Raw genomic sequence first — 11,832 nt, forward strand, 5'->3', positions numbered from 1 at the left:
TGGAACCACCTGATCCCATCCCGAACTCAGAAGTGAAACGATGCATCGCCGATGGTAGTGTGGGGTTTCCCCATGTGAGAGTAGGTCATCGTCAAGATTAAATTCCGAAACCCCAATTGCGAAAGCAGTTGGGGTTTTGTTTTTGCGCGCGAAAAAACAGGGAGCGACCCATTCAGGGTCAATTGTGAAAAAAATCACACAAACCTGACTTCCCGGGTTTGGTAAGGTGCAGCTCATTTTTAATGGACTGAGTCTGCGCCCACGGATCGGCATTCTTTTCAAAGAGTTGCTGCACAAGTGCCTGAACCGATACCGATCAAGGACCACGAAAAAGAAACACGCCTGGTCAACAAGAGACTCCTGGCCTGCGCCTTGTTCGTTGCCGCCATCACCTGTGCTCTGGTGGTACGCCTATATGTCCTGCAGGTCGTCGAGTTCGACTATCACTCGACCATCTCCGAAAACAATCGCGTACATGTCCTGCCGATTACGCCTACCCGTGGATTGATCTATGACCGCAACGGTGTACTCCTTGCGGACAACCGCCCCAGCTTCAACCTGACCATCACCCGCGAACGTGCTTCCAATGTCAACGAAGAGCTGGACGAGGTCGCCAATCTCCTGCACTTGCCCGCTGAAGACCGCTCGCAATTCGACAGGGTGATGAAGCAGGCACGTCACCCCTTCGTACCAGTGACGCTGTTCTATGAGCTGAGCGAAGAACAGATCGCCGTACTCGCCGTCAACGAGTTCCGCTTGCCGGGCATCGATGTCGAGCCGCAGTTCGTTCGGCACTATCCGTTGGGCGCGCACTTCGCGCATTCGGTCGGCTACGTCGGACGCATCAACGAGAAAGAGTCAAAGGCCCTGGATACGGTCGAGTACCGAGGCACCCAATCCATTGGCAAGACCGGGATCGAAAAATTCTACGAGGCGCAACTGCACGGCCATGTCGGTTATGAGGAAGTCGAAACCAATGCTCAGGGTCGCGTGCTGCGAGTGCTCAAGCACACGGATCCGGTGCCGGGTGAAAACATTGTCCTGAGCCTCGACGTCAAGCTGCAGGAAGCCGCCGAGCAAGCCTTGGGCGATCGTCGCGGCTCGGTGGTTGCGCTCGATCCATCGACCGGCGAAGTGCTGGCCATGGTCAGCAACCCGAGTTTCGACCCTAATCTGTTCGTCACCGGCATCAGCTCCAGGGAGTACTCCACCCTACGCGACTCTGTCGACCGCCCGCTGTTCAACCGTGTGCTGCGCGGCCTGTACGCGCCGGGTTCGACTATCAAGCCGGAAGTCGCGATCGCCGGCCTCGACGCAGGAGTCGTCACGCCACAGACCCGTGTGTTCGACCCCGGTTATTACCAGCTGCCGGATTTCGATCACAAGTACCGCAACTGGAACCACAGCGGCGATGGCTGGGTGGATATGGATGCAGCGATCATGCGTTCCAACGACACCTATTTCTATGATCTCGCACACAAGCTGGGGATCGATCGCCTGCACGACTACATGGCGATGTTCGGACTGGGTGAGAAAGTTTCCCTGGACATGAACGAAGAATCCCCCGGCCTGATGCCATCCCAGGCATGGAAGCGCGCCACGCGTCGGCAGGCCTGGTTTCCTGGCGAGACGGTGATTCTCGGTATCGGCCAGGGCTACATGCAAGTCACGCCGCTGCAATTGGCCCAGGCTACGGCGCTGATTGCCAACAAGGGCGTGTGGAATCGCCCGCACCTGGCCAAAACCGTGGACGGCATCGCGCCGGTGGATGAGCATCCAATGCCCAATATTCTGCTCAAGGATCCACGCGACTGGGAGCAGGTCAACCATGGCATGCAGATGGTGATGCACGATGCCCGCGGTATTGCCCGGGCCGCAGCGGCGGGCGCGCAATACCGTATTGCCGGCAAGAGTGGTACCGCGCAAGTGGTGGCGATCAAGCAGGGCGAACGTTACAACCGGGAGAAAACCCGTGAGCGTAACCGCGACAATGCCTTGTTCGTCGGTTTCGCCCCGGCCGAGCACCCGAAGATCGTGATTTCGGTGATGATCGAAAACGGTGAGGCGGGTGGCCGCGTCGCCGGACCGGTCGTCCGGCAGATCATGGACGCCTGGCTACTCGATCAGGACGGGCACCTGAAGCCGCAGTACGCGGCACCGGGCAAGGCGCCGGGCGATCCTCACGTCTGAAGCGTCAGGGCTTCACAGCACAGGCTCGCGGATGCTGAGCATGTGCTGGAAGCTCTCGAGGAACACCGTTTCGGCCTGGCTCATCTTCTGTTCGCGGTTCCACAGCAAATGAATGTCGACATCGGCAATCCCTCGGCGGCCGGCAGGCGCCAGAGTAATCCGGCGTCGACGTCCGCTGCATGCTCAGCTCCTGGCCAATCAGCCGAAAGGTGCGCAGCAGGTCTCAGTCCAGACGGTCATTGCGCAGGCATTGCATAGACGTTCATCTACAATCGCGAGTTCGTAACGCTATTGGTACGCCGCAGCCGAAGCAAGTCGGATCCTGCAAAAAAGCCTCATGCGTAGGCGAGGTTTTTTTCTTCCAGCAGTTCCTCATACAACGCCGCCCATTTGCGACCCATTTCGTCCGCCGTAAACAGATTCTGATAGCGGGCCTGCGCCTTTTCGCCCATTTGTGCCGCCAGCACCGGGTTTTCCCAAAGCGTGCACATCGCCTGACGAAACGCCAGTGGATCACTGGGGGGCACCACCAGTCCGGTTTCGTTATGGATGTTGATGTAACTGGTGCCCGTGCCAATCTCACTGGAGATCATCGGTTTGCCATACATCGCGCCTTCAAGCAGTGAAATGCCGAAGGCTTCGGAACGCAGGTGCGACGGGAACACGATGGCGTAGCTCAGTTGCAGCAGCGCCACTTTGTCCTCGTCCCCCAGACGCCCGAGGAAGTGAACATTGCGTAAACCCAAGGCTGCCGCCTGGGCATGAAGCTCTGCTTCGAGTGGGCCGGCACCGACAATCACCGTCGGATAATCCAGGTCCTTCAGGGCGTCGAGCAGGATGTGCAAACCTTTGTAGTAGCGCATCACACCCACAAACAGAAAGAACTTGTCGCCAAGCTTCTGCCGCCAGTGAGCCGTTCGATCACTGTCAGGCTCTGGGTAACCTGCCTTGTTCAATCCATAGGGGATCACTCGGGTCTTGTGCTGAAACTGTTGCAACACATCACTGGTGTGCAGGTAATTGGGCGATGCAGCGACGATCCGGTCGGCGCTGTGCAGAAAGCGATTCATCAGCGGCCGGTATAGTTTGAGCAGGTTTTTCTGGCGGATAATGTCCGAGTGATAGGTCACCACGCTGGGTTTGTTCAGGCCACTGGCGAAATGCACCAGGTCCATGAACGGCCATGGAAAGTGGTAATTGACCACGTCGGCCTCGGCCGCCAGCTCGCGAAACTGTTTGAAGACGCTCCAGGAAAACCCGGTTGAGGCAAACTGAATGTCGAGCCTGGCTCGATGGACTTCATGTTGGGCGATCTGCATCACCGGCGGTGTCGGGTCGGCACTGAGTGTCAGTACCTTGCCTTCAACGCCGTGCAGGGCACCGCTTTCGCACAACTGGAAAATCACTTGTTCGATCCCGCCGACCGAATCAGGCAGGTACGTCTTGAAAAAATGAAGAACTCGCATTCAATCTCCCATGGCCTGGCGATAGGCGCTGGCCGTGACTTGTGCACAGCGCTCCCAGGTAAAAAGCCTTGCCTGTAGCAATCCGGCTTCTCGGCATGCCTGCCAATGCGCTAGATCCTCGATCAGACGGTTCATTGCATCGCGCAAGCCGTCGGGATCATCAGGTTCAATATAGTTGCCCGCAGGGCCTGCCACTTCGGGCATGGCCGAGCGTCGAGTCAAAATGACCGGTGTGCCGCAGGCCATGGCCTCCAGCACCGGCAGGCCGAAACCTTCGTAAATCGACGGAAAAATCAATGCCCGTGCGCCTGCCAACAGCTGTGCAACGTGCTCATCAGGCAGATAGCCCAGCAAACAGACGTAACCGCAAGCCAGGGCCTGCTGCAATTCTTCACTGAACTGCTCGCGCTGCCAGCCGGCCATGCCGACGATCAGCAATGGAAAACGCTGACGGACTGATTCCGGCAATCGGGCGTGGGCGCGCAGGGCCAGGGACAGATTCTTGCGCGGCTCCAGGGTGCCGACACAGAGGAAGTACTCCCGCGCCTCGACGCCATGAGCCTTGAGTACAGCGTCGATGGCCTCGGGGGGGCGAGGGTGGAAACGTCCGGCTACGCCCAGCGGCGCGACGACAAACTGCTCGGCCGGCAGCCCGAAATGTGCCTGGGCTTCGTCGGCAATGTACTGCGAGTCGGTCAGTATCAGGCTCGCCCGCTGCACGCCCTCGGTCACGCGCCGTTGGATTTCTCGCAAGCGCGCGGGCGGCTGCGTTTCGGGATAGTGCAGGTGCGTCAGGTCATGCAGGGTGATGACGGTCGGGCCGTCGAACGACAGCGGCCACAGGCTCGGCTCGTGGTAGAGGTCGATCGCTTGCGCGCGGCCTTGATCGAAGCGTTTCTGCTCCAGCCACCGTCGGGCCTGATAGGCCCCAGGAATCTGCCGCAGCAAAGGTGTCAGCCGGGAATAACCGGGCATGGCCGCCTCAGGCAGCACAGAGCTCCAGCCCCAGCCATGAAACAGCGCCAGCTCAACATCCGGTTCACCCGCCAGGGCGTTCGCCAATTCGGCGACGTAGTGGCCGATGCCGGTACGTGGCGCCTGGAGAATCCGCGCGTTAAGGGCAATTCGCATGTTGCCTCTCTTCCATGAGCGGCACGTCTACAAGATTGCGCAGGGTGCGTTCAGCCAGTTGCGCACTGGCCTCGCGCCAGCCGATCCAGCGCCAGTCCGCGACATCGCGAGTGGCCGGGAATTGACCGCTGCACTCGAAACGAACGACCAGATCAGCCAGGCTTTGTGGCTCGGCCAGATCGAAATACGCCATGAACTCGCCGCCGATTTCACGAAAGACCGCAATGTCGCTGCCCATGGCCGGCAGTCCACGCTGCATGGCTTCCACCAGCGGCAGACCGAAGCCTTCCACAAAAGACGGAAACACCAGTGAACTGGCGTGGGTGTAGGCATGTTCGAGGCTGGTGTCGCTCAGGTCATTGAACATGAACAGTCGTTGGTTCAGTTGCGGGTGATTGCGTACCCGGGCGAGCAGGGCGTCGCATTTCCAGCCGACCCGACCGGCGATACACAGCCGGGCCCTGGAGCCCGCTGCCCAGGCCAGCTCGAAAGCGTCCAGCAGGTAGTCGTGGTTTTTGCGCGGTTCGATGGTACTGACCATCAGGAATACGGGTTCCGGCGTCTCGAACAGCCGGGCAAGACGCGGTTCCACGGCGGCGGTGACTTCCCTCAGATCGAGTTCGGAGCCCAGGTGAAAATAATCGAACCACAACTCGGTGGCCCTGGCAGAGCCCAGGCGGCGCTGAATCTCCTCTCGCACCTGGTCACGCACCGTGGCGGAAATGGCCACGTAGCCATCGGCGGTCCGGGTGATCCAGTCGAACCACTCGTTGAATACCTGCACCAGCCGTGTGTCGTAGAACTGCGGGTGCGTCAGGGGAATCAGGTCGTAGATCACTGAAACGATGCCCACGCCTTCGCGTTTGAGCTGTTCGGCAAACGGGAAAAAGTCGGTGTGCCAGGACGAGTCCAGCAACACCAGTTGATCCCCCGGTTGATGCTGTAACGGTGCGCAACGTTTGGGCAGTTGATACTGATCGAGCTGGTCGATCACACGCAGCGGCACGCTGAAGCAGGTCAGTGCTGTCAGTCGATAAGTTACGTACACCAGGCGTCGGACGAACCGCGATGTCAGGCGTTGGTCGAGCCGCTGGTGCCATTGCCAGAAACGATGTGCCAGCCGGCCAAGTCTTGCGCCGAACACCATCACCTGATCGAAAAGCGGGATGTTCAGCGCGCCGAGTTTCAGTACCCGATAGAGTTTGCCCTTGAGCATCACTACCGGGATGCATTCAACACCGTCGAGGGATTCTGGTAGCTGGTTGACGACGTTGCGCACCACCCGCTGAATGCCCGAATTGACCTTGGGGTGTTGGAATACGTGGGTGCATTCGACCAGAAGACGGGTCATGGCGTACTCCCCGAGGTGACCGGCGCGCTCGAGCGCGTGACGGTGGTCTTCGCGGCCAGCCACGAGCAGCCGACAAAATCTTCCTGGCGGTTGTTGATCACATGGAACACCAACCCGTAATCGCGCCATTCGAAGTTGCGGTCCAGGTGCGAGTCCAGGCGTGACAAGCTCAACGCCACGGAATAGTTACCCTTGCCCAGCCCCATGACGAAAGCAAAGCGGTAGGTCACGCGCTCGCCAGCCTGCAGGTCGCTCAGCGCCTGATCCTGGCGATGGGTGTTGATGCCGTACATGGCCTGGCCCAGGCGATCCTTGATCATGAAGCCCAGCACCAGCCGCTCGATGTCCTGGCGAACTTCGACATTCACCTCCAGCACCACCGGCTGGCCGACTTCGGCGGCGTCGATGGACCGCTCATGTTTGTCGAGCAGGCGCACGTTCAGAATCCTGGCCTCACCCGTTCCCGAAATGGTACTGACCTGACCGCCAGAGAGCATTTCCTGGCGCACGGTCTGTCCTTCTCGCTCGGCGAGCAGGGCGTTGTAGTAATCCATGACGGCTTCGGGGGTGTCGTGCATGGCCATGTGGCCGTTTTCCAGGAGGATCGCCGAGTCGCAGATCGACTGAATCGCCGAGCGGTCATGGGAGACGATCAACAGCGTGGTGCCGGCTTTGCGAAAGCTGCGGATGCGATCGAAACTTTTGTGCTGGAAGTAGGCGTCGCCCACCGACAGTGCTTCGTCGACGATCAAAATGTCCGGGCGTCGCGCAGTAGCCACGCTGAACGCCAGACGCATTTGCATGCCGCTGGAATAAGTACGCACCGGGTGGTCGATGGCGTCGCCAATTTCCGCGAAACCTTCGATTTCCGGCATCAAGGCTTCTATTTCTTCGACCTGCATGCCCAGCAATTGCCCGGCCATGACGGCATTCTGCCGGCCGGTAAAGTCCGCATGAAAACCCATGCCCAGTTCCAGCAGGGCGGCGACGCGGCCTTCGAGCTCAATGGTGCCGCAGGTGGGTTGGGTGGTGCCGGTGATCATCTTCAACAAGGTGCTTTTGCCGGCGCCGTTGACCCCGACGATGCCCACCGATTCTCCGGGGGCAATCTGGAAAGTCACGTCTTGTAGCACCCAATGCTGGCGATGACGGATCGGCGAAAACGGGATCAGCCACTCGGCCAGTCGACTCCAGCGGGTAGGGTACTGTTTATAGGCCTTGCCCAGGCCGGTGACGCGTATGTGTCCCATCAGAGTTCATCCACCATTTCGCCGACCCGCTGTCGAAACAGGCGCAGTCCGATGACGAAGAACAAGACACTGGCGACCATGATCGGCAGCAGCGAACTCCAGACGGGCCATTGACCGTAGAGAAACAGGTTCTGGTAGCTGGACATCAGGTTGGTCAGGGGGTTGAGTTGCAGCAGGCGCTGCACCCAATCGGGCAGAATACTCATCGGGTACACGATAGGCGTCAGCCAGAACCAGAATTGCAGGCAAATGGCGAAAAATTGCCCGACATCGCGAAAGAACACATTCAGTACGCCAAGAATCATCCCCAACCCGGCACAAAACATCACCTGTAACGCGAGCAGAGGAATGAGCGCCAGCAGCGCCATGCCCGGCAGTCGCCCGGTGAGCAACAGAAAGCCGAGGAACAGGCCGATGATGATCGCGAAGTTGATGCCGGCGTTGAACAGCACGATGACCGGCAGGCAGATCCGCGGAAAGCTGATTTTTTTCAGCAGGTTGGCGTTGTCCAGAAACATGTTCTGACTGCGGACGGTGATTTCGGCGAACAAACCCCACGTCAGCAGTCCGGCACAGAGGTAGACGCTGTAAGCCAAGCCGTCATCCACCCCAGGCAAACGGGCGCGCATGATGTGGGAAAAGATCACGGTGTAGACGATGATCATGGACAGCGGGTTAAGCACGGTCCACAAGGCGCCGAACAGTGAATTGCGATAACGCGCCTGGAACTCTCGCTTGACGCTACCGAGGATGAAGCCCCGGTAGCTCCACAGCGAGCGGTACAAAGAAAGCAGCATTCAAACCGTCCTGCCGTATTGGTCTTCGAAGCGGACGATGTCGTCCTCTCCCAGGTATTCGCCGCTTTGCACTTCGATGATCACAAGGTCGATCACACCGGGATTCTCCAGGCGATGCTTATGACCGGCGGCAATGAAGGTCGATTCGTTCTTGGCCACCAGGTGCGTGCCGGTGCCGTTGTTGGTGACCTTGGCCATGCCTTCGACCACCACCCAGTGTTCATTGCGATGGTGGTGCATCTGTAATGAGAGCTTGGCGCCGGGCTTGACCACGATACGTTTGATCTTGAAGCGCGGGCCTTCCTCGAGCACGGTGTAGGTGCCCCATGGCCGGCTGACCGTACGGTGCAGGCGATAGGCCTCGTGCTCCTTGTCCTTGAGTTGCCTGGCCACCCGGCGCACATCCTGGGCGCGGTCGGCGTGGGCCACCAGCACCGCGTCGGCGGTGTCGACGATGATCAGGTCATCCACGCCCACGGTCGCGACCAGACGGTTGTCGCTCTGGACGAAGTTGTTGTGGCTGTCGATGAAAATCGCCTCGCCGACGGCGCGGTTGTTCTGTGCATCCGCCGGTACCAGCGCGGCCACCGCGCCCCAGGAGCCGATGTCGCTCCAGTCGAAACGGGCGGGCACGACGACCACTTTGTCGGAGCGCTCCATCAACGCGTAGTCGATGGAAATGTCCATGATTTCGCCAAACAGGGCCGGTGACAGTTCCTGTTGTACGCTCCCGGCGTTTTCCACCGCCGCGCTGGCGGCCATGCAGGTTTGCGTCTGCTCCAGCAAATCGGGAGCGTGGGTTTGCAGTTCGGCCAGCAGGGTGGCGACCGAGAAGCAGAACATCCCGGAGTTCCACAGGAAATTGCCGCTTTCCACGTAATGCGTCGCGGTTTGCAGGTCGGGCTTTTCGACGAAACGCCTTACGCTGGCAGCGCCTTTGTCGTCCAGCGGTGTGCCGGCCTCGATGTAGCCAAAACCGGTTTCCGGAGCGCTGGGCACCACACCGAAGGTCACCAGGTGACCGCACCTGGCCAATGTCACGGCATGCTCGACCGCGTCCTTCAGTGCGTCGACATTGACGATCAGATGGTCGGCCGGCATGACCAGCATGATCGCGTCGTCGCCATGCAGGGCCTGGAGGGAGAGGGCAGCGGCGGCAATCGCCGGCGCCGTATTGCGTCCCGTCGGCTCCAGCAGGAAGTGCCCGCGATGACGGCCAAGGTGCGCGTCCCGAAAGTGATCCTTGCTCTGGAAGTAGTATTCGCGGTTGGTCACCGTGACGATATCGCCCCAGCCGTCGAGCAGGTCGGCGGCACGCCGATAGGTCTTGCCCAGCAGCGACTGGCCGTCAGGCAAGGCCATGAACGGTTTGGGATGGCCTTCACGCGACACCGGCCACAACCTTGTCCCGGCACCGCCGGAGAGAATCACGGGAATCAGCATGGCCTACTCCTTGGCGACGCGTTTCATGTCCGCATCCATCATCATGCGGATCAAGGTATCCAGGTCGGTTTTTGGTTTCCAGCCCAGTACACGCTGGGCCTTGGCAGGGTTGCCGAGCAGCACTTCGACTTCGGCCGGGCGGAAGAACGCGGGGTCGATCTTCACGTAGTCGCGGTAGTTCAGGCCCACATGATCGAAGGCGATCCGACACATCTCGCGCACAGTGGTGGTCACGCCGGTGGCCACCACGAAGTCGTCGGGTTTGTCCTGTTGCAGCATCAGCCACATGGCTTCGACGTAGTCCCCGGCAAAACCCCAGTCGCGCTTGGCGTCGATGTTGCCCAGGCGCAGTTCCTGCTGTTTGCCCTGTTTGATCCGGGCGGCGGCGTCGGTGACCTTGCGAGTGACGAACTCGATGCCGCGCAGTGGTGATTCATGGTTGAACAGAATCCCGCTGCTGGCGTGCAGGTTGAAGCTTTCGCGGTAGTTCACGGTAATCCAGTGGCCATACAGTTTGGCCACGCCATAAGGGCTGCGCGGATAGAACGGCGTGTTCTCGTCCTGCTGCTCGGCCTGGATCAGGCCGAACATTTCGCTGGTGGACGCCTGATAGAAACGTGTGTGCGGACTGAACTGGCGGATCGCTTCGAGCAAGTGCGTAACGCCCAGGCCGTCGACGATGCCGGTGGTCACCGGCTGATCCCAGGAGGCCGCGACAAAGCTTTGCGCAGCGAGGTTGTAGACCTCGTCCGGCGCTGACTTGATCACCGCACGCTGCACTGAACAGGCATCGGCCATGTCGCCATCGAGGTAGACGATGTCCGCCTCGACCCCCATCTCGCGCAGGCGCCAGCGCGAGTCGCTGCTGCGACGCGCGACCAGGCCGTGGACTTTGTAACCCTTGTCGAGCAGCAGTTTGGCCAGATAGGCGCCATCCTGGCCGGTGATCCCCGTGATCAATGCACTTTTAGTCATACTTGTCGTACTCGCTTCTCCCAGTCGGACAGGATCGCCCGCAGGGATTGTTGTGTTGTGATTTCAGACTTCCATCCGGTGGTCTGGGCCAGCCTGTCAGAGCTGCCGCACACCCGACGCTGATCCGCGCGGCGAAGCCGCGCAGGGTCCTGGACCAGTTGCAGGTCGACCTGGGCAAGATCTGCCAGTTGTTCGATCAGACTGCGAATGCTCTGCTCGCGCCCCGAGCAAATGTTGTAGACCTGCCCCGGTGTGCCTTTTTCCAGCAATGCCAGGTAGGCCGAGACCACGTCCGCGACATCGAGGAAGTCACGCGTGACGTCGATGTCCCCGACCTCCAGTCGTGGCGCTTGCAGGCCTTGCTTGATCCGGCAGATCTGACGGGCGGCGCTGGCGATGACGAAACTGTCCTTCTGTCCGCCGCCGATGTGGTTGAACGGGCGGGCGACCAGCACGGGCCAACCTTCGCTCAGGCCCCATTGCAGACTCAGGAACTCGGCCGACAGTTTGCTCACGGCATAAGGATTGCGCGGGCAGGGGGGCTGCAATTCAGTGATGGGCAGATGCTCTTCAGCGACCTGGCCATAGACATCACCGGAGCTGACGTACAGAAACGTGCCGGTGAACCCGCGTGCCTTGAGGGCTTGCAGCAGGTTCAGGGTGCCCAGCAGATTGATGTTCAGGGTGCCGGCCGGATCACGAAAGGCCTGCGGGACGAACGTCTGGCCGGCCAGGTGAATCACCGCGTCGGGCATTTGCGGCCACAAGCCTTCAAGGCTGTCCGGCGCAGCAAGATCGTAGCGGCAAGGAACCGGCAGCAGCTCCCATTCCGAGGTATCAGCCTGCAAACGCGATTGGATGTGTTGTCCTACGAATCCACTCAGACCCGTGACAAACAGACGTTTTTTCAAACAGCGACCCCTTGGTCATGCATTTCATCCATTTTCCACGGGCTCCATGGAAAAACTTGCGAGCGACATGATCGCTCGAATGGTGGGTGAAATGTTTGTTGTAGTTGTTTGGTAGCCAATCTGTGCCATTTGCTCGGCAATTTCAACAAGTCCAATCGTGACTGATCGGTTCTCCTCAGCGTAGCCTGAATTATTCTCGCCAGGCGGTTCACGAACCCTCGATGGATGTGTTTAGAATGCCCCTCGTCACGATTACCCGGGGTTCGGCAGCGTCGCTTCGAAACTGCGAGAAACTGACTACTAAAACAAGAACGAAGA

The 11,832-nt window shown here is 59.8% G+C and carries 9 protein-coding genes, 1 rRNA gene and 1 pseudogene; 2 read left to right on the top strand and 9 right to left on the bottom strand.

From position 1 onward, the window contains the following. Together rrf and mrdA are read left to right on the top strand one after the other, a co-directional pair. Positions 1 to 97 (top strand): 5S ribosomal RNA (gene rrf / locus C9422_RS16975); the annotation flags it as partial. Positions 98 to 297: 200 nt separating this feature from the next. After that, a complete protein-coding gene (gene mrdA, locus C9422_RS16980; RefSeq protein ID WP_116581445.1) occupies positions 298 to 2,190 on the top strand; it encodes a penicillin-binding protein 2 in 1,893 nt (630 codons plus the stop codon). Positions 2,191 to 2,202: 12 nt separating this feature from the next. Here mrdA and C9422_RS16985 read toward each other — a convergent pair. The 9 genes and pseudogenes from C9422_RS16985 to C9422_RS17025 all read right to left on the bottom strand — a co-directional run. Further along, positions 2,203 to 2,363: pseudogene (locus tag C9422_RS16985) on the bottom strand (LysR family transcriptional regulator); the annotation flags it as partial. A gap of 162 nt (positions 2,364 to 2,525) precedes the next feature. Then, a complete protein-coding gene (locus C9422_RS16990) occupies positions 2,526 to 3,656 on the bottom strand; it encodes a glycosyltransferase family 4 protein (RefSeq protein ID WP_116581446.1) in 1,131 nt (376 codons plus the stop codon). Then, entirely contained in the window at positions 3,657 to 4,787 is a 1,131-nt protein-coding gene (locus C9422_RS16995) for a glycosyltransferase family 1 protein (RefSeq protein WP_116581447.1), read from the bottom strand. Continuing rightward, positions 4,771 to 6,138, bottom strand: a complete 1,368-nt coding sequence (locus C9422_RS17000) for a glycosyltransferase family 1 protein (protein ID WP_116581448.1) — start codon at positions 6,136 to 6,138, stop codon at positions 4,771 to 4,773. The genes C9422_RS16995 and C9422_RS17000 overlap by 17 nt, the downstream gene beginning before the upstream one ends. Next, positions 6,135 to 7,388: an ABC transporter ATP-binding protein gene (locus C9422_RS17005; RefSeq protein WP_116581449.1), complete on the bottom strand. Its 1,254-nt coding sequence runs from the start codon at positions 7,386 to 7,388 to the stop codon at positions 6,135 to 6,137. The genes C9422_RS17000 and C9422_RS17005 overlap by 4 nt, the downstream gene beginning before the upstream one ends. Then, positions 7,388 to 8,185: an ABC transporter permease gene (locus C9422_RS17010; protein WP_007970681.1), complete on the bottom strand. Its 798-nt coding sequence runs from the start codon at positions 8,183 to 8,185 to the stop codon at positions 7,388 to 7,390. The genes C9422_RS17005 and C9422_RS17010 overlap by 1 nt, the downstream gene beginning before the upstream one ends. Continuing rightward, positions 8,186 to 9,628, bottom strand: a complete 1,443-nt coding sequence (locus tag C9422_RS17015; protein ID WP_116581450.1) for a mannose-1-phosphate guanylyltransferase/mannose-6-phosphate isomerase — start codon at positions 9,626 to 9,628, stop codon at positions 8,186 to 8,188. It abuts the gene before it with no gap. A 3-nt stretch (positions 9,629 to 9,631) separates the two neighbouring features. Continuing rightward, positions 9,632 to 10,603 (bottom strand): GDP-mannose 4,6-dehydratase, encoded by a 972-nt coding sequence (gene gmd, locus C9422_RS17020; protein WP_007988274.1) that lies wholly within the window; start codon positions 10,601 to 10,603, stop codon positions 9,632 to 9,634. Further along, positions 10,600 to 11,514 carry a GDP-mannose 4,6-dehydratase gene (locus C9422_RS17025; RefSeq protein ID WP_116581451.1) on the bottom strand — a complete coding sequence of 305 codons (915 nt, stop codon included), beginning with the start codon at positions 11,512 to 11,514 and terminating at the stop codon, positions 10,600 to 10,602. The genes gmd and C9422_RS17025 overlap by 4 nt, the downstream gene beginning before the upstream one ends. Positions 11,515 to 11,832 lie beyond the last annotated feature (318 nt).

It is taken from the genome of Pseudomonas sp. B1(2018) (genome assembly GCF_003097365.1).
GTDB classification, from domain to species: Bacteria; Pseudomonadota; Gammaproteobacteria; order Pseudomonadales; family Pseudomonadaceae; genus Aquipseudomonas; species Aquipseudomonas laurylsulfatiphila.

What these genes read in the sequence shown, in the direction of transcription:
- C9422_RS16990 (WP_116581446.1), bottom strand. Translation starts at nt 3,656, where the DNA reads ATGCGAGTTCTTCATTTTTTCAAGACGTACCTGCCTGATTCGGTCGGC.
- C9422_RS16995 (WP_116581447.1), bottom strand. Translation starts at nt 4,787, where the DNA reads ATGCGAATTGCCCTTAACGCGCGGATTCTCCAGGCGCCACGTACCGGC.
- C9422_RS17000 (WP_116581448.1), bottom strand. Translation starts at nt 6,138, where the DNA reads ATGACCCGTCTTCTGGTCGAATGCACCCACGTATTCCAACACCCCAAG.
- C9422_RS17005 (WP_116581449.1), bottom strand. Translation starts at nt 7,388, where the DNA reads ATGGGACACATACGCGTCACCGGCCTGGGCAAGGCCTATAAACAGTAC.
- C9422_RS17010 (WP_007970681.1), bottom strand. Translation starts at nt 8,185, where the DNA reads ATGCTGCTTTCTTTGTACCGCTCGCTGTGGAGCTACCGGGGCTTCATC.
- C9422_RS17015 (WP_116581450.1), bottom strand. Translation starts at nt 9,628, where the DNA reads ATGCTGATTCCCGTGATTCTCTCCGGCGGTGCCGGGACAAGGTTGTGG.
- gmd (WP_007988274.1), bottom strand. Translation starts at nt 10,603, where the DNA reads ATGACTAAAAGTGCATTGATCACGGGGATCACCGGCCAGGATGGCGCC.